This window comes from Cellulophaga sp. 20_2_10 (assembly GCF_023476645.1).
GTDB lineage: Bacteria > Bacteroidota > Bacteroidia > Flavobacteriales > Flavobacteriaceae > Cellulophaga.
The window spans coordinates 315,573-332,925 of record NZ_JAMCOJ010000004.1; the positions used below are offsets into that span (position 1 = coordinate 315,573).

At 31.2% G+C, this 17,353-nt stretch carries 17 protein-coding genes; 3 read left to right on the forward strand and 14 right to left on the reverse strand.

Translation table 11 applies throughout. From position 1 onward, the window contains the following. Positions 1 to 10: 10 nt before the first annotated feature. The 14 genes from M4I21_RS10035 to M4I21_RS10100 form a co-directional block, all read right to left on the reverse strand. Positions 11 to 406 carry a DoxX family protein gene (locus tag M4I21_RS10035; RefSeq protein WP_249559007.1) on the reverse strand — a complete coding sequence of 132 codons (396 nt, stop codon included), beginning with the start codon at positions 404 to 406 and terminating at the stop codon, positions 11 to 13. 7 nt (positions 407 to 413) lie between these two features. Next, positions 414 to 1,064, reverse strand: a complete 651-nt coding sequence (locus tag M4I21_RS10040) for a peroxiredoxin-like family protein (protein WP_249559008.1) — start codon at positions 1,062 to 1,064, stop codon at positions 414 to 416. Between the two features lie 99 nt (positions 1,065 to 1,163). Beyond that, positions 1,164 to 2,027 carry an AraC family transcriptional regulator gene (locus tag M4I21_RS10045; protein ID WP_249559009.1) on the reverse strand — a complete coding sequence of 288 codons (864 nt, stop codon included), beginning with the start codon at positions 2,025 to 2,027 and terminating at the stop codon, positions 1,164 to 1,166. Between the two features lie 612 nt (positions 2,028 to 2,639). Further along, positions 2,640 to 2,876 (reverse strand): DUF6095 family protein, encoded by a 237-nt coding sequence (locus tag M4I21_RS10050; protein WP_249559010.1) that lies wholly within the window; start codon positions 2,874 to 2,876, stop codon positions 2,640 to 2,642. Between the two features lie 14 nt (positions 2,877 to 2,890). Beyond that, complete coding sequence (locus M4I21_RS10055) at positions 2,891 to 3,706, reverse strand: DUF4249 domain-containing protein (RefSeq protein WP_249559011.1); 816 nt, start codon at positions 3,704 to 3,706, stop codon at positions 2,891 to 2,893. 5 nt (positions 3,707 to 3,711) lie between these two features. Then, the gene (locus M4I21_RS10060; RefSeq protein ID WP_249559012.1) at positions 3,712 to 6,084 is read right to left on the reverse strand and encodes a TonB-dependent receptor; all 2,373 of its coding nucleotides are present in this window, start codon (positions 6,082 to 6,084) and stop codon (positions 3,712 to 3,714) included. A gap of 123 nt (positions 6,085 to 6,207) precedes the next feature. Continuing rightward, on the reverse strand, positions 6,208 to 8,418 hold the full coding sequence (locus tag M4I21_RS10065) for an NADP-dependent isocitrate dehydrogenase (RefSeq protein WP_249559013.1): 2,211 nt from the start codon (positions 8,416 to 8,418) through the stop codon (positions 6,208 to 6,210). Positions 8,419 to 9,079: 661 nt separating this feature from the next. Beyond that, on the reverse strand, positions 9,080 to 9,430 hold the full coding sequence (rplS, locus tag M4I21_RS10070) for a 50S ribosomal protein L19 (protein ID WP_249559014.1): 351 nt from the start codon (positions 9,428 to 9,430) through the stop codon (positions 9,080 to 9,082). A gap of 138 nt (positions 9,431 to 9,568) precedes the next feature. Further along, positions 9,569 to 9,889, reverse strand: a complete 321-nt coding sequence (locus tag M4I21_RS10075) for a hypothetical protein (RefSeq protein ID WP_249559015.1) — start codon at positions 9,887 to 9,889, stop codon at positions 9,569 to 9,571. Next, positions 9,882 to 10,562, reverse strand: a complete 681-nt coding sequence (gene trmD, locus M4I21_RS10080; protein ID WP_249559016.1) for a tRNA (guanosine(37)-N1)-methyltransferase TrmD — start codon at positions 10,560 to 10,562, stop codon at positions 9,882 to 9,884. Before trmD ends, M4I21_RS10075 begins: the two co-directional genes overlap by 8 nt. A gap of 98 nt (positions 10,563 to 10,660) precedes the next feature. Then, a complete protein-coding gene (locus tag M4I21_RS18570) occupies positions 10,661 to 10,831 on the reverse strand; it encodes a GNAT family N-acetyltransferase (protein ID WP_283771772.1) in 171 nt (56 codons plus the stop codon). Between the two features lie 215 nt (positions 10,832 to 11,046). Next, positions 11,047 to 11,676 carry a tRNA (guanine-N1)-methyltransferase gene (locus M4I21_RS10090; RefSeq protein WP_249559019.1) on the reverse strand — a complete coding sequence of 210 codons (630 nt, stop codon included), beginning with the start codon at positions 11,674 to 11,676 and terminating at the stop codon, positions 11,047 to 11,049. Between the two features lie 161 nt (positions 11,677 to 11,837). After that, entirely contained in the window at positions 11,838 to 13,286 is a 1,449-nt protein-coding gene (locus M4I21_RS10095; protein WP_249559020.1) for a glyceraldehyde-3-phosphate dehydrogenase, read from the reverse strand. Between the two features lie 138 nt (positions 13,287 to 13,424). Then, positions 13,425 to 14,825, reverse strand: coding sequence for a S1C family serine protease (locus M4I21_RS10100; protein WP_249559021.1), 1,401 nt, complete (start codon positions 14,823 to 14,825; stop codon positions 13,425 to 13,427). 118 nt (positions 14,826 to 14,943) lie between these two features. On the opposite strand from M4I21_RS10100, the gene dapF reads away from it, so the two are divergent. From dapF to mltG, 3 genes are read left to right on the forward strand one after another with little or no spacing between them, the layout of a single operon-like run. Next, positions 14,944 to 15,717: a diaminopimelate epimerase gene (gene dapF, locus M4I21_RS10105; RefSeq protein ID WP_249559022.1), complete on the forward strand. Its 774-nt coding sequence runs from the start codon at positions 14,944 to 14,946 to the stop codon at positions 15,715 to 15,717. Beyond that, positions 15,711 to 16,235 (forward strand): GNAT family N-acetyltransferase, encoded by a 525-nt coding sequence (locus M4I21_RS10110; protein ID WP_249559023.1) that lies wholly within the window; start codon positions 15,711 to 15,713, stop codon positions 16,233 to 16,235. Before dapF ends, M4I21_RS10110 begins: the two co-directional genes overlap by 7 nt. Continuing rightward, positions 16,235 to 17,278 (forward strand): endolytic transglycosylase MltG, encoded by a 1,044-nt coding sequence (gene mltG, locus M4I21_RS10115; RefSeq protein ID WP_249559025.1) that lies wholly within the window; start codon positions 16,235 to 16,237, stop codon positions 17,276 to 17,278. Before M4I21_RS10110 ends, mltG begins: the two co-directional genes overlap by 1 nt. Positions 17,279 to 17,353: the final 75 nt, after the last annotated feature.

Consider the following 17,353-nt stretch of genomic DNA (forward strand, 5'->3'; position numbering starts at 1 on the left):
TTTTTGTACACTATTGTACAATTTTAATACCTGGCTTGTGCTGCAGTAATTTACCAAATACTTTACGGTCATAGACCCAAGAAATAGTTGTGAAAGTTAATGCTAGAATGGCAAACATATATTCGCCATCAGAAACCATTAAATGTGCAATTAGAGCTAAAAGAGCATCAAAAATAAACCCAGCATAGGCTAGTTCTTTTAAAAAGATAGATTTTCTCGTAAGAATAACAATTGGGGCAATAATTTTTAAAGTAGCAAGGGGGTAAATTATCCACGTAGGGAAACCAAGGCTTATAAAAAAGCCTTCTGCTCTTGGGTAATTAAAAATATACATCATTGCACCCATTATAAATAAAGCACATAGTAGGGCAGTAGCTAACCAATAAATTGTTTTGTTTGTTTTCATCTTTAGCTTAAATTTTATTATTTGTAAATTTTTCTAGTAATTCTGTAGGCTCTAACCTTGTCATGTAATCTTCTTCAAAATGTGTAAAAACAACTTTAAAGTTTTTATCAATAACATATATAGCAGGCACAGGTAATTCATGCTTAGTATTACCGTGAATTTCTTTAAAATCTACTCCAAAACCAGTAAAATCTATTTTTGCTTTTTCACTTATGCTAAAAACAATTCCTAGTTTTTTCATAAACTCAGCATTTATATCCGATAAAATAGGGTAGTTTATGTTGTTCTTAGAATTAGTTTCTTCTAAAAATTCAGGCATTTCCGCACTTATAGCAACAATATGTGCGTTATATTTTTTAAACTCATTTTCTAGTCTATTGTACTCCCTAAGTTCCATATTGCAATAAGGACACCATCCGCCTCTATAAAAATTTAGTATTAAGTAGTCGTCTGTATGTATTTCACTTAAATACACATTTTTACCAGTAATATCCTTAAAAACCGAGTCTGGTAGTGTAGCGCCTACTTGTAATGCGTTTTCTTTTAATTTACTTGCAACTAAGTCACTAATATCTTTTTTAAAAGTTTGCACTATAGATTTAGGCATTCTTTCTAGTACGTTTTGTCGTAACTCTTCTGTTTGCTCTTTTAATGTCATTGTTATAATTTATAAGCACAAAATTAGCGACACAGCTTTCTTTTGCAATTATCTATCTAAACATTAAAATAGTCAATCTGTAACCCGTTTTTTAATAGCCTATAACTGATTTTGAAATTTACTTGGCGTTTTTCCTGTTGCTTTTTTAAAGAATCTAATAAAATTAGAGTGTTCTTTAAACCCCATTTTAAAAGCAATTTGCTGAGAAGTATATTTCTTTTCAGAAAGATTTCTTTTTGTTTCAAGAATAAGCCAATTGTCAATAAAAGATTTAGCTGTTTTACTTGTTATTTCTTTACAAATATCATTTAAGTATTTATAGGATATGCCCATTTTACTGGCATAATCTTTTGCATTATGAGATTCTTTATGGTTAGAGCAAATAAGGTGTTTAAAGGCTATAAAGTCTTTAAAACGCTTGCTCTCAAAAGTAGTATGTTTAAGTATTGATAACCTTTTTATTTGAAGTAGAAAAAGCATTAAGGCAGATTGTAGAAATTCTGATTTTAAGTTTGGTCTTTCATTTTTAACCTCGGTTTCTAAAATTTTAATATAGGGTTGTAGTACAGATAAATTCTCTTGACCAATGTAAATATTTGGCGTATTGGATAAATGAAGAAAATGAAATAGGTTTTTTTCACTAATGTTTTGCATTATAAATGTTTCATCAAAAGAAATAACATAACCTTTAACCGTTAATTGTTTATTAAATGAGTGTACTTGTCCTTTTGTTAATGGTAAAATAACGCCAGGAAATAACTTCTCTTCTTTAAAATCTGAAGTATGTGTGCTTTCTCCTTCAGTAATAACTATAATTGCATGAAACTCAATTCTATGAGGGTCAGATAGGTTGTAATTACTTAGTCTGCATCTGGTATAAAGTTCTTCAATTGTAATTAACTCAAAAGGAATAGTCTGATTTACAAACTGAGAAAAAATTATGTTTTCAATTTTTTTAGGCATTTTAATGGTATCGCTATATACGTAGTCGCTTTTTATAGCAGAATATACATCTTAATCCATCTTATTTTTCAAAAGCGATAGTATTACAAGGATCTTATTATGACATTAATCTATTCTTACTTTTAAAATACCATAAATTACTAATGTAATTTAAAAGTACTCCTATTATAAGTAAAGGAAGAAAATAGGATTTACTGCATACCAGTTCAATAAAGACTTCTGAAGCTCTCCAACTGTTGCCAAATTCAATTTTATTAGTATCTGCAATATCAAAAAAGACATATGAGATTACTAACAGTGGAGCTAGCAGAAAAAAGAGACTTTGAAAAACTATGTTTTTCATTTTAGGAACCAACCATATACAAAGCAAAATATATAAAAGACAAAATATTAATGGTAAAACAAGCTCATTGTTGTACGGGTTAAAATACTCCATATCATCTAAAAACAATCTTTGGAACACAAGTATTGGTGCCCATATAGATAGTAGTGCAGCAAATACAAAAATTATTTTTGAAATTGGTTTTTTTCTAGTTTTGACTTTCTTTTTGGACATGGGTAGGCTACTTTATAAAAATAAACGCTAGTATCGTTTTATTGGTATTTTTAAACTTACTTTTTTTGTCGTTTGCCAAAGATAGCAGTCATCATTAAACGCAGACTATAATAAAATAATCCCATAGCAGCCAAAGAGAGTATAAAACCAAGAATAAGTACAGGTAAGTATAACGGATGATTTTCGTTCTTAAAAGCTTCATAAATAGCTCCTGGACCTGTAAACATAAGTAATACAGTTATACCAAAAAACTTTATACTTTTGTAAAAAGAATCTGACTGTGTAGTGGGCATAGAGTTTTCTTATTTTAATTTATTGTAATAGTGTATTCGTAAGTTTCAGAAATACTAAAGTATCCTAAAGCATAATTATCCGCATCGGTACTATTAATTATATTACCTCTAATTGTAGCCGGTGTAGGCTGAAAAGGACCTCCAGCACCTTCACCGCTTTGGTCTAAAACAAGGTTCATATAATTGTAAAACTGTTCATCTACACCGTTTAATTTTATAAGTACTTCTTTTCCAGGTGATAAGTCATCATAAAAATAAGAGAATTTAAATGTTTCGCCTTGGTAAAACTCATCCTCAGTGGTTAAGAATTCACCAAAATCTAAATTGAATACATAAAAATCATCTCTATTTGCATTATCGGTAAAGGATACAATTAGTTCTGTATCGTCTTCATCAAATAGAATACCATCACCCTGTTCAACATTATCTATTGGGACACTTGGTATTAAAGTTGTTTCTGATGTATAATCTTGGTTATCATAATTAATATCTAACTTGTATCTTGTATTAAACTCAGGCGTAAATGTTGTAGTTAAAGATTGGTAATAACCAGCAGTACCATTAGATGTAAAAGGGTATACTGTACCAGAACTTAGATCTGTTATAGAAACAATTGCATTAGTCACAGGGCTTTTTTCTGTGCTAAAAAAATCTGTAGTTAAAGATAATTTTATTAATCCGTTTGTACGCACAGGTGTTTCTGTTGTGTATACGTTAAATTGTGCGTCTATAACTAATCGAGGTTCAGACGATTCTAGTTCAAGATCTATTACATCTTCACAACTACAAATAAACAATAATAGAGGTATGTAATACAAGATTTTTTTCATCACTATTAAAATTTAAAATTATAGGTTACAGATGGTACTAGACCAAAAATAGAAGTTCTTAAAGCTTCGTTATTGCCAGAATCTTCATTTCTAGAGAAACTAATAGATGCAGCGTTTTTACGATTATAAACATTATAAATTCCAAAAATCCATTGTGCTTGCAACTTTCTATTTTTATTTTTTCTTGGCGTTAATGTAGCAGAAATATCTAACCTGTGGTAACTAGGTAGGCGTTGGTCATTACGGTCACCATATATTGGAATATTTAATTCTTGAAATTCAAACTGACCTATAGGGTAGTTTGTTGGTTGTCCTGTTTGATAAATTAAATTGCTATTGAAACTCCACTTTTCATTTAAATCATAACTTGTATTAATGGATAAATCGTGAGTTTTATCAAAAGAAGTTGCGTACCAATTTCCGTTGTTAATACCTGATTCTGTCGCTGTTCTACCAGGAGTTTTTTGTTCAGATTTAGCGAGTGTGTAAGATAGCCAGCCATTGAGTTTTCCGCTATTCTTTTTAAACATAAACTCTAATCCGTAAGACCTCATTTTTCCGTTTAAAATTACTTGCTCTATTGCATCATTAGCAATAAGGTTTGCGCCATCTATATAATCGACTCTATTTTGTACATCTTTATAGTAGGCTTCAGTTTCTATAGAATAATCTCCATTTTTAAAATTTTTAAAATACCCTATAGCATATTGGTCCAAAATTTGAGGTTTAATATATTTTCCGCTTGGAGCCCAAACATCTAAAGGAGTAGGAGAGCTGGTATTAGAGAGTAAGTGCAAATACTGCGCCATATGGTTGTAACTTGCCTTTATAGAATTGTTATTGTTTAGTGCGTAAGACAGTGCTAGCCTAGGTTCTAAATTATTGAAAGTTTTTATTTGGGCAGATTTTTTAAACCGCTCTTTTCCTATAGGGTCGGCACTTTCGTATATCTGAAAATCTGAATTAAAATTTACAGCTTGGTCATTTTCATAAATAAATAACTCATCTTGTCCTAATCTTGTAAAGTTGCTCCAACGTAAACCATATTGAAGCGTTAAATCATTTGTTATTTTATGCTCTGCATCTATATAAGCTGCAAATTCGTTGGCATATTTGTCAATTAATTTTTTTGGTAAAATACCAGAGTCACTTCGATTGGGTTTTATTTCTCCCGGATTAAATCTGTAATAGGTGTTATTAATACCGTAGTTTAATTTTAAATTGTTAGATAAATAATGTTTAAAATCGTATTTTAAATTAAAGTTTTGTATTCCTGAATTCCATTTAAAACCTACAAAATCTAATTCTAAACCGTAGAAATAATCAGAATAAATTAAAGATAAATTACTGAAAAGTTTTTCTGAATACAGATGATTCCATCTTAAGTTTATTACAGAGTTGCCATAGGTGTTAACAAAACTGTTAGAGATACTAAACACATCTCTACCAAAGTAACCAGATGCATAGAGGTTATTGTTTTTATTTATCTTGTAGTTTAACTTGGTATTAAGGTCGTAAAAATATGCTTTATTATCATTATCAAAAAGAGGTAAAAATAGATGAGCATAAGAACTACGCCCACCAATTAAAAAAGCTCCTTTGTCTTTTTTTAGGGGGCCTTCTAGGAGTAATCTACTAGAAACAATACCAATACCACCGTTGGCTTTAAACTCTTTACTGTTTCCTTCTTTTTGATATATATCTAATACTGAAGAAATTCTACCACCGTATTTAGCAGGAATACCACCTTTATATAATTTTAAATCTTTTATTGCATCTGGATTAAAAACTGAAAAGAATCCGAATAGGTGAGAGGAGTTAAAAATTGTAGCTTCATCTAATAGAATTAAATTCTGATCTACAGATCCGCCACGAACATTAAAGCCAGATGCGCCTTCACCTGCACTTGTAACACCAGGTAGTAATAAAATAGCCTTTAGAACATCGGCTTCGCCAAGTATTGCAGGTACTTTTTTTATGCTACTAGATGATAGTGAGTTTACACTCATTTGAGGTTTCCTAATATTTACTTTTTCTATATCCTCTGTAAGTATAACCTCATTTAACTCTTGTATATCTTCATTAAGTTGAAGATTTAAAGTAGTGTCTTTAGTTAAATCAATTTCTTTTTTTACTTCTTTAAAGCCTATATAACTTATAATAACGGTGTACTTGCCTTTAGGAAGTGTTAAAGAGTAAAAGCCATATTCGTTTGTAATAACGCCAGTTTGTAGTTCTGGTACAGCTATAGAAACACCAATTAAGGTTTCGTTACTAGAAGCTTCTGTAATAGTGCCAAATAGTGTAACCTTTTCTTGAGCTGTTATAGCGTGAAAATTAAATAGAACTATTAAAAAGCAGACAAGAGGTCTGTGCATAATTGGTATGGTTTTTTGTAAAAATAGCCACTTTATAGTCTATAAAATAATAGTTAACATTTATTTAAAACAAAAAGCCTTTTCAACTAAATGAAAAGGCCTTTTAAATTGTCTATTAACGTATTACATATTATTTATAATACTGTTGAATGTTTTACTAGGTCTCATTGCCTCAGCTAAAATAGTAGGGTTTGGTAAATAGTACCCCTCTATGTCTACTTTAGTTCCTTGCGCACTAATAAGCTCTTCTAAGATTGTGTCTGTATTCTCTTTTAAAGCTTTGTAAACCTCTTTAAATTTAGTCTGTAACATTGGACTTTTAGTTTGGTTAGCTAAAGCTTCTGCCCAATATAATGTTAGGTAAAAATGACTACCTCTGTTATCTAGTTCGTTTACTTTTCTAGAAGGGGACTTGTCATTTAATAAAAACTTTTCAGTAGCATCACCAAGAGCTTCTGCTAAAACAAGTGTGTCTTTATTTCCTGTTTTTTCTGCTTCGTGCTCTAAAGAAACTTCTAATGCTAAAAACTCACCTAGTGAATCCCAACGTAAGTGACCTTCTTTTATAAACTGTTCTACGTGTTTTGGAGCAGATCCACCCGCGCCAGTTTCAAATAAACCACCACCGTTCATCAAAGGCACAATAGATAGCATTTTTGCACTAGTACCCACTTCTAAAATAGGAAATAAATCTGTTAGGTAATCTCTAAGTACATTACCAGATACAGAAATTGTGTCTTTACCATCTTTAAGTCTAGCAAGTGTATATTCTGTTGCTTTTAATGGTGATAATATTAAAATCTCTAAACCAGAAATATCGTGGTTTGGTAAATATTTATTTACTTTTTTAATTAATTCAATATCATGAGCTCTTTCTTCATCTAACCAGAAAACAGCAGGTATACCTGTAGCTCTTGCTCTAGAAACGGCTAATTTAACCCAATCTTGAATAGGAGCATCTTTAACCTGACACATTCTCCAGATATCACCAGCTTCTACATTATGCTCTATTAAAATAGCACCATCTGCATTTATTACTTGTACTTTTCCGTTACTCGTAATTTCAAAAGTTTTATCATGAGATCCGTACTCTTCTGCTTTTTGTGCCATTAGGCCAACATTAGGAACTGTACCCATTGTTGTAGGGTCAAAAGCACCGTGTTTTTTACAGAAATCTATAGTTGCAGAGTATATTTCTGCATAACTACTATCTGGAATAACAGCTAAAGTATCTTGAGCTTTACCTTCTTTATTCCACATTTTACCAGAGTTACGAATCATAGCGGGCATAGATGCATCTATAATAACGTCACTAGGTACGTGTAAGTTTGTAATTCCTTTGTCAGAATTAACCATTGCTAAAGCCGGACCATTTTCTATAGTCTTTTCAATTTCAGCTTTAATTTCTGCACCAGCAGGAATTTTATCTAATTTATTTAATAAGCTTTCTAACCCGTTGTTTGCGCTTATTCCGTTTTCTTCAAAAACTTTACCGTATTTCTTAAATACGTCCGCAAAGAAAACTTCTACTGCATGACCAAAAATAATTGGGTCAGATACCTTCATCATAGTTGCTTTCATGTGCAGAGAAAACAATACTCCAGCTGCTTTAGCTTCTTTCATTTGTTCTTGTAAAAAAGCTAAAAGGGCTTTGTTACTCATTACAGTAGCGTCAATAATTTCGCCTTGTAAAAGTGCTAAGTTTTCTTTTAATACTTCTTTAGAACCATCTTCTTTTGTTAAAACAACAGAAATATTTGTTGCTTTTTCTAAAGTGATAGATTTTTCGTTAGCTTTAAAATCACCAGAAGCCATTGTAGCAACATGTGATTTAGAATCAGAACTCCAAGCTCCCATAGAGTGTGGGTTTGCTTTTGCGTAGTTTTTAACAGCCTTAGGCGCTCTACGGTCAGAGTTACCTTCTCTTAATACTGGATTTACAGCACTACCTTTAATCTTGTCATAACGACCTTTAATTTCTTTTTCTTTAGCATCCTTTGGATCGTCTGGATAACTAGGAATTGCATAGCCTTTAGATTGTAATTCTTCTATAGCTTCTTTAAGCTGAGGAATAGAAGCACTGATGTTTGGAAGTTTAATGATGTTAGCGTCAGGATTTTTTGCCAATTCTCCTAATTCTGCTAATGCATCTTCAATTTGCTGCTCTTTAGTTAAGAAATCTGGAAAAACAGCTAGTATTCGTGCTGCTAAAGAAATGTCTTTTGTTTCCATTTTAATACCTGTAATCTTTGTAAATGCTTGTACTATAGGTAAAAATGATTGAGTTGCTAAAGCAGGTGCTTCATCAGTTTTTGTGTATATTATTTTTGGCATATTGTATTGATTTATTTTAAGCGTAGCAAATATACAATTTTAAGCTTTCTTAAGGAATGAGATATTTTTAAAAAACTGCTTAAATATCTAACTATTATATAATAAATCAATAAAAAACAAAAGCCATATCATTGTATTATATACATTGATATGGCTTTTAGAAACAATCTGTTAGCTTTTTTTTGTTTTATACTTTTTATAAAACGGCAACCATTGATTGCAGCCAATCTTGTTTCTACGTTTAAAACATACTGCAAATTTTCTATTATACTAAACTCTGCTTTATGTTTCTTCTTGTTAATACTTTTAAGACCGTATAAAGAATATGTATCTTTAGTGGTAAATTAAAAGTTTACAATAAGGTTTTATCAACCTATTGTAAGCCTACTTATAAAACGAACTAAGCGTATGCATTAATCAGTTTATTTGAGGTCCTATAATAATATAAAGAACGCTACTTTATAGAAATTTACTAAATACTTAAATATTAAAAATGATATTCTTAGTAAACTACACTTAAAATTAAGTATTATATATTTTTAAACCTATTTTTTTAACATTTCATTTAAGAATGTCTTTTGGTTTGGGTAAGTGGTACTAGTGTTAACAAAAAAAAAGTCTACCGTTTGGTAGACTTTTTAATATTGTAAAATAAGTAATATTAGTTACGAATTTCTTTAATTTTTGCTTTTTTACCAGTAAGACCTCTAAAGTAGAAGATACGAGCTCTACGTACTTTACCTTTCTTATTGATTTCAATTTTTTGAAGTGCAGGTAAATTAACAGGGAAAATACGCTCTACACCAATAGTACCAGACATTTTACGAATAGTAAAAGTTTCTGTTGCACCACTACCTCTTCTTTGGATAACTACACCTCTAAAGAACTGAGTACGTGTTTTTTCACCTTCCTTAATTTCGTAATACACAGTAATTGTGTCTCCAGCAGAGAATTTTGGAAAATCTTTTTTTGGAACAAATTCGTTTTCAACAAATTTAATTAATTCTTCCATCTTATGTTTTTTATATAAGTTTATTAAAATCAACAGTTCACGGATTTCGCCAGAGGTTAATTTTAAATCGAGTGTAAAAATACATTATTAATTGTATACTGCAAATTTTGTTTTCTGTTTTTATAGTAAAATATAGTTTTACGAATCTTTTTTTAATTTAATCATTGCTAAAATAAAACCGATTGCAAAAATAATAGAAAACAGACAGTTTACTAAAGTTATACTATAATTGGTTAAAAGAAAAAATTCTTGGTCTAGATGTGTTGTATTGGCTAGTGCTGCTAAAATAGGATGGGCAATTATAGCAAACAAATTAACAACGCTACCAATAATCATTAGAAGACCTGCTATTCCCTTTTTTTTAGTCGTATAAATTATTGAACCAATAATTGTTATAATGGTTATTAATGCATAAAATACCGATGTTATTCCGTAGAGTAGTTGTAAGTTATCAATCATTATCTAGTAAATCAGGTCTTAGTTGTTTGGTTCTTTCGTAGGCTTGGTCTTCTCTCCATTTTTCAATTTTTGGAAAATTCCCATTCAATAATACTTCTGGTACTTTTAAACCTTTGTATTCTGCTGGTCTAGTGTATACTGGTGGTGCTAATAAGTCGTCTTGGAATGTATCTGTTAATGCAGATGTTTCATTATTTAAAACACCAGGAATTAACCTTATTATTGCGTCGCATAAAACTGCTGCGCCTAATTCGCCGCCTGATAAAACGTAATCTCCTATAGATATTTCTTTTGTAATTAGCGTATCTCTTACTCTTTGGTCTACACCCTTGTAGTGACCACATAGAATAATTATATTTTCTACTAAAGATAGGCTGTTGGCCATTCTTTGATTTAATGTGCTACCATCTGGTGTCATATAAATAACCTCGTCGTAGTTTCTTTGAGATTTTAGCTCGGTAATACATTTATCTATAGGTTCTATCATCATAACCATACCAGCGCCACCACCAAATTGATAATCGTCTATTTGGTTGTAACTTTTATCTGTGTAGTCTCTTAAGTTATGAAAATGAACTTCTACAAGACCTTTTTCTATAGATCTTTTTAAAATTGAAGCCTCGAACGGACTTTTTAATAACTCGGGTAAAACCGTAATAATATCTATTCTCATATTAAATTATAGGCAGCAAATATACAATTTACATTTGGCTAATTAGCAGTCCAGAAATAATGAAAACAGTCAGAGTGTTTTTTTTAGTTTAAATTTTCTTATAATTTTTGAGTAGGGTTGTCTATAGCTGTCTCTAGTGCAATGACCTTGTATCCTTTTTCTTTGCAGAATTCTTTTGCTTGTAGAAGTAGTGCGGCACCCATTTTTTGTGATCTGGATTTTTTATCAGTATATAAAACGTTTAAAACAAAACAGCTGTAAAGAAACATTTGAACAAGAAGTGAATAGTTGCGTAAAATCGATTGTTTTATTAGCTGTAATTAGCAATAAAGATATTAGATTGATTTTGGTTTAGCCTCTCTGTTAAAAATTCTATAACTATTAAATAGAGTTGCTATTATAGAAACGGCCGTAATTGTTTCTTTTTGTATTATTGCCCATAGCTATAAAAATAAAAAAGCTCCTAAAATAGGAGCTTTTTGTATTACGATTTTTTCTGCTTGTTAAGCTCATCCATAAGCTGTCTGCTTATTTTTTGTTCTCGCTCCAAAGCTCTTCTTCTATGATCCTCAAATTCGGTTTCTAATTCAGATAAGTTTGTTTTAGCTTCTTGTGTTAAAACATTACTTTTTCTAAACCTATATATAAATAAGAGCAATAAGGTTAATAAACCACCAATTATAGACCATAAAGTAAGGTTGTAGCTTACTTTAGAAACTTGCATTCCTAAAAAAGACATACTGTCTTTCTCTGCTGTTATTGCAGAAAGATTTTTAGTAGTAGCGTCTAACTTTTGGTTTAAATCACCAATGGTAGTTTCATGTTCTTTAATAGTGCTTTTTAATGATGCTTCTGTTTTTCCATAGGCAGTTAAAGAGTCTAGTACGTTACTTTTTAGTTTCGCTAAATTAGTAACTTGTACTACTTCGTATTTAATACCAGCAGCTCTATAATTACCAGATTTTTTAGCAACGTATTCAAATTGTGTTTCAATAGTTCCATTCTCTAAAGAAAAAGTAGTTTCTTCTTCTTCAGATTCTGTATCTTCTTGAGCATATTGTACGTTCCATACAAGTAGAGCAATAAGTATTGGTAATAGCTTTAAGCCTTTCATATCGTGTTTTTATTTTAAATAATTCTAATAAGACGGCTAAAGTAATTTAATATTTTTAGATAAGAAAAAAACTCCGCTGAAACTTGAAGATAATTATAGGATTATACCTATAAATTTCTTCAATTTATGAGTTACAACGAAGTTTTCCAACACATAATCGATTAATAGTAGGTAAATCTCCTTACTTTAGAGATGTACTTAGCTAATCTTATTACTTGATGAGAGTATCCATATTCATTATCATACCAAATGTATAGAATAATGTTTTTTCCGTCTTTAGAAACAATTGTTGCAGGACTATCATAAATTGATGGTGCAGATGTACCAACAATATCAGAAGATACCAACTCGTTGCTTAAAGAATATTTAATTTGTTCTACAAGGTCACCTTCTAAAGCATATTTTTTAAGAATTGTATTTAAACTTTCTTTAGATGTCTTATTGTTAACATCGAGGTTTAATATAGCTAAAGATCCGTTTGGTACAGGAACTCTAATGGCGTTAGAACTTAGTTTACCTTCTAAGCTAGGTAAAGCTAAGCATACTGCCTTGCCTGCACCCGTTTCTGTAATAACCATATTTAACGCAGCAGCTCTACCACGACGGTATTTACTGTGCATATTGTCTACTAAATTCTGATCATTAGTATAGGCGTGTATTGTTTCTAAGTGTCCTTTTTTAACGCCTAAAGAATCTTCTACAATTTTTAAGATTGGAGTAATAGCATTTGTAGTACAAGATGCTGCAGAGAATATTTTGGTAGTATCTGGATTATGTTCTAAATGGTTAACACCATGTACAACATTAGGAATACCTTTTCCTGGAGCTGTTAGTAAAACTCTAGAGGCTCCTTTAGACTCTAAATGTCTGCTTAAAGCTTCTTTGTCTCTAAATGCACCTGTGTTATCTATAACTAAGGCACTTATAATACCGTATTTAGTATAGTCTATATCTTCTGGCTTTTGTGCAGAAATAATATGTACTGTTGTGCCGTTTATTATTAAAGCACTGTTCTCTACGTCTATATCTATAGTTCCGGTAAAGTGACCGTGAACAGAATCTGTACGCAAAAGACTAGCTCTTTTTTCTAAAATATCTTTTGTAACAGCACCTCTAGTTACTATTGCTCTTAGGCGTAATTGGTTTCCTTTACCAGTTTTAGCCATAAGCTCTCTAGCAACTAATCTACCAATTCTACCAAAACCATAAAGAACAACGTCTTTTGGTTTAATAGTTTTAGTGCCATTAGCATCTTTTAATTTGTCTAAAACAAATGCTTTTACGTTGTTGTAGTTGTTATCATCTGCATGATACTCGTAAGTTAATTTACCTATGTCTAATTTAGCAGGAGGTAATTTAATGTCGTTAATGGCTCTTAAGATCTCAACAGAATCAAAAATTGAAATCGGTTTTTGTACAAATTCACCTGCGTATTCGTGTAGGTTAATAATGTCACTAACATTTCTATCAATAATCTGATTTTTGAAAAGAACTACCTCAATAGACTTGTCATACCACAGGTTGCTCACAATTTGTATGAACTCTGTAGTTGCTTTTCTACGGTCTGCTTGAAAAGCTAATTCTTTCTCGTACGATTTACTGGCACTCATTAAATATGATTTAAAATGAATTTAATTTTGCGCAAAAGTACTATATTTCAAACGTTTTCGTAAAGTGTTTTGGTAAAAAAAAATGCAGACTTCGTTAAGTCTGCATTTTTAATCGTTTAAAAGGATTGTGTTTGTTGCTTATTGAAAGATAAGACGTTCCCTTTCTCCTTTTTCATTGACCATAGTTATACTTGTGTATCCATATTTGCCAATAGCACTAAAAAGATTTTTAGCATCATAAACATTTTTAATTTCTTTTTTTCCTACAGCAATTAATACTTTGCCTTCTAGGTTGTACATACGGTATAGTTCAGGTACTCCTATAATTTTCACCCCATTTTTGGTTTTAAATTTTTTGCGATCTTTATCATTAAGGTTTTTTACCTCTAAGCCAAGTCCTTCTATAATAATAGTTTGTCTTTCTTTTAGTATAACAGGTTTTATGATTTCTTCATCATCTCTTTTAATTGCTATTTGTATCGTGTCTCCAGGTCTTTTGGATGATAAATATCCGTTTAAGTCTGCTAGTTTGTGAATTTCAACTTCATCAGTTTTTTTAATAATATCACCACTTTGTAAGCCGCCTTCAAATGCACCAGAATCTTCGGTTACATCTTCAATATAAACACCATCTACTTCATTTAAACCGTTGTCTAATGCGTATCTAGAGTTTACTTTAGGTGTGGTTATGCCTAAAATACCGTCTAAGACATTACCGTATTCAATAATATCGTCTACAACTTTCTTAGCTATATTACTAGGTACAGCAAAAGAATAGCCTACATAAGAACCTGTTCTAGATGTAATAGCAGTGTTTATACCTATAAGATCTCCGTTTGTGTTTACTAGTGCGCCACCACTATTACCTGGGTTAACAGCAGCATCAGTCTGTATAAAAGATTGCGACTTATTATTCATATCCAAATTACGAGCTTTTGCACTTACAATACCAGCTGTGACTGTAGAAGTCAAATTAAAAGGATTACCTACGGCTAAAACCCACTCGCCAACTTTAGCATTGTTACTATCGCCAAAAGCCAAATAAGGTAATTTCTTTTTTGCATCAATCTTTATAAGAGCAATATCTGTATTAGGGTCTGTACCTATTAATTCTGCAACGTAAGTTTTGTTATTATTTAAGGTAACTTGTAATTGTGTAGCGTTATCTATGACGTGGTTATTAGTTACTATGTAGCCATCTTCAGAAATTATAACACCAGAACCCGTACCAACTTCTGGTTTTGCGGTCACATTTTGTCCGTAAAAGAATTTAAGAACGCGATTCTGTTCTTCGTTTATAGATACATTTTTAACGTGTACAACGGCGTTTACAGTATTCTCTGCTGCGGTTGTAAAATCTACTTCGTTTATACCTGCACCTTTATAAGAAACTGGCATATTACTAGTTGTAAAAGTAGACGCGCTAGAATCTTGTGCTATAATATGATAATTCTGCTTTTCTAAAAATAATTTATATGCTCCTAATGTAATTGCTCCTGCAAGTATAGAAACGACTAGTAAACCTGTTATCTTTTTCATAATCATTCAATATATTAACATTTTCGAAAGTAAAATTATCAATTTTATATTTTAAAAGATTGAATTTAACGTCTTTTTAACTGCTAAAAAAACCTTAACAAATTATATATTTGTGACTATGCAAATTACATTTTATAAATATCAGGGTACAGGAAACGATTTTGTAATGATTGATAACAGATTATTGACCTTTCCTAAACAAAATATAGAGCTAATAAATAAATTATGCGACCGTAGATTTGGTATAGGTGCAGATGGCTTAATTTTATTAGAGAATGATGAAAACTTAGATTTTAAAATGGTCTATTACAATGCAGATGGTAACGAGAGTACTATGTGTGGTAATGGCGGAAGATGTCTTGTGGCTTTTGCTAATTTCTTAGGTGTTGTAAAAGATAAAGCTACGTTTAATGCTGTAGATGGTTTGCATAATGCGACTATAAAGGACGGTATTGTAAGTCTACAGATGATAGATGTTGCAGAGATAAAGCAAAAAGATAGTTATTCTTTTTTAGATACAGGCTCTCCACATCATGTGCAATTGGTTTCTAATGTGGCCGACTTTAATGTTTTTGCTGAAGGGAAAAAATTAAGATATGGATTGTATGGTGCAGCAGGTAGCAATATAAATTTTGTTGCTAAAAATGATAAAGGTTTTACGGTGCGTACATACGAAAGGGGAGTAGAAGACGAAACTCTATCTTGTGGTACTGGTGTTACTGCTGTTGCTTTGGCAATGCATAAAACAGGAAGTACAACAGATACTGTTATACCAATTAAAGCTATGGGTGGCGATCTAGAAATAAGTTTTGAGCCCACTAACGAAGGTTATAAAAGTATCTTTTTAACAGGGCTGGCAACGCTGGTTTTTAAAGGTGAAATTGAATGCTAAACTTAAAAGGAGAGCGTATTTATTTACGAGCAATAGAACCTAACGATTTAGATTTCTTATATCAACTAGAGAATGATACCGGAATTTGGGAAATTAGTGGTACAATAGCGCCGTATGCTAAACATATACTAGAGTTATATTTAGAAAACGCATATAAAGATATTTACGAAGCCAAGCAATTGCGTTTGTGTATTTGTGACATAGAAGATAATGTAATAGGTCTTGTAGATTTATTTGATTTTGATCCGGCAAACAGAAAAGTAGGTTTAGGTATAATTGTATCTGAAAAAAAGAAAAGAAATAAAGGTATTGGTGCAGAGGCTTTAGACTTGGTTTGCTCTTATGCTTTTAGTGCTTTGCATGTGCATCAAATTTATGCTAATGTTTTAGATGATAATGAAGCAAGTAAACATTTATTTAAAAAATTAGGTTTTGATGCTGTTGGAATAAAAAAAGATTGGATTTTTACCAACGGAAATTTTAAGAATGAAATATTGTATCAAAAGATAAATAACTAATGTATATAAAAAAGATTTTAATAGCAGTTTTACTAATAGGCTTAGTTGGTTGCAGTGTATTTGCTTATATGGTTTATGGTGTGTTTTTTACACCCAACACCAATTTTAATAATAATGAGGCTTATGTTTATATTAAGTCTACAGATAAATATGCAGATGTAAAGGAGCAATTAACTCCTTTACTTAAGAATATCAAAGATTTTGAATCTGCAGCGCAACGTAAGGGCTATACTTCTAATATTAAGTCTGGAAAATACGGTATTAAAAAGGGAATGAACAATAACCAGATTATTGGTGCTTTGCGTAGAGGTAATATTCCAGTAAAGGTTTCTTTTAACAACCAAGAAAGAATAGAGGATTTGGCGGGTAGAATTTCTGTACAGATAGAGGCAGATAGCTTGTCTTTGTTAAATGCATTTAATGATGCTGAATTTTTAAAAGCAAATAACTTTACTAAAGATAGCAGACTGGCTATGTATATACCTAATAGTTATGAGTTTTATTGGAATACATCTGCAGAAGGGTTTAGAGATAAAATGTTAAAAGAATACCAAACATTTTGGAATGCCAATCGTAAAGCAAAAGCAAAGGCTTTAGGGTTAACTGAGGATGAAGTTGTAACTCTTGCTGCCATTGTACATAAAGAGACTGTAAAAGTAGATGAAAGGCCTAGAGTTGCTGGTGTGTATTTAAATAGATTAAGAAAAGGAATGTTATTGCAGGCAGATCCTACTGTTATTTATGCATTAAAATTACATCAGAATAACTTTCAGCAAATTATAAAACGAGTACTATATAAAGACTTGGAATTAAAGTCGCCATACAATACATATATGTTTACGGGTTTGCCACCAGGACCAATTGCAATGCCAGATATTTCTGCTATAGATGCGGTGCTAAATTCGGAAAAACACGACTATTATTATTTTGTTGCTAACGTAGAAAACTTTGGGTATCACAAGTTTGCGAAGAATTTATCGCAACATAACCGAAATAAAGAGCAGTATATCCGATGGATAAACAAGCAAAAAATTAACAGATAGTCACTTTATCCGTTAATTGGTGTCGAATATCTTAAAAATCTCATCTTTTATGCTTTTTTAACATTCTTAGAACAA

Coding starts and splice junctions, on each gene's coding strand:
- M4I21_RS10040 (WP_249559008.1), bottom strand. CDS start 1,064: ATGACATTAAAAGAGCAAACAGAAGAGTTACGACAAAACGTACTAGAA.
- M4I21_RS10090 (WP_249559019.1), bottom strand. CDS start 11,676: ATGAAAGGCTTAAAGCTATTACCAATACTTATTGCTCTACTTGTATGG.
- mltG (WP_249559025.1), top strand. CDS start 16,235: ATGTATATAAAAAAGATTTTAATAGCAGTTTTACTAATAGGCTTAGTT.
- M4I21_RS10060 (WP_249559012.1), bottom strand. CDS start 6,084: ATGCACAGACCTCTTGTCTGCTTTTTAATAGTTCTATTTAATTTTCAC.
- M4I21_RS10110 (WP_249559023.1), top strand. CDS start 15,711: ATGCTAAACTTAAAAGGAGAGCGTATTTATTTACGAGCAATAGAACCT.
- M4I21_RS10095 (WP_249559020.1), bottom strand. CDS start 13,286: ATGAGTGCCAGTAAATCGTACGAGAAAGAATTAGCTTTTCAAGCAGAC.
- M4I21_RS10035 (WP_249559007.1), bottom strand. CDS start 406: ATGAAAACAAACAAAACAATTTATTGGTTAGCTACTGCCCTACTATGT.
- rplS (WP_249559014.1), bottom strand. CDS start 9,430: ATGGAAGAATTAATTAAATTTGTTGAAAACGAATTTGTTCCAAAAAAA.
- M4I21_RS10075 (WP_249559015.1), bottom strand. CDS start 9,889: ATGATTGATAACTTACAACTACTCTACGGAATAACATCGGTATTTTAT.
- trmD (WP_249559016.1), bottom strand. CDS start 10,562: ATGAGAATAGATATTATTACGGTTTTACCCGAGTTATTAAAAAGTCCG.
- M4I21_RS18570 (WP_283771772.1), bottom strand. CDS start 10,831: ATGTTTCTTTACAGCTGTTTTGTTTTAAACGTTTTATATACTGATAAA.
- M4I21_RS10055 (WP_249559011.1), bottom strand. CDS start 3,706: ATGAAAAAAATCTTGTATTACATACCTCTATTATTGTTTATTTGTAGT.
- M4I21_RS10050 (WP_249559010.1), bottom strand. CDS start 2,876: ATGCCCACTACACAGTCAGATTCTTTTTACAAAAGTATAAAGTTTTTT.
- M4I21_RS10065 (WP_249559013.1), bottom strand. CDS start 8,418: ATGCCAAAAATAATATACACAAAAACTGATGAAGCACCTGCTTTAGCA.
- M4I21_RS10100 (WP_249559021.1), bottom strand. CDS start 14,825: ATGAAAAAGATAACAGGTTTACTAGTCGTTTCTATACTTGCAGGAGCA.
- dapF (WP_249559022.1), top strand. CDS start 14,944: ATGCAAATTACATTTTATAAATATCAGGGTACAGGAAACGATTTTGTA.
- M4I21_RS10045 (WP_249559009.1), bottom strand. CDS start 2,027: ATGCCTAAAAAAATTGAAAACATAATTTTTTCTCAGTTTGTAAATCAG.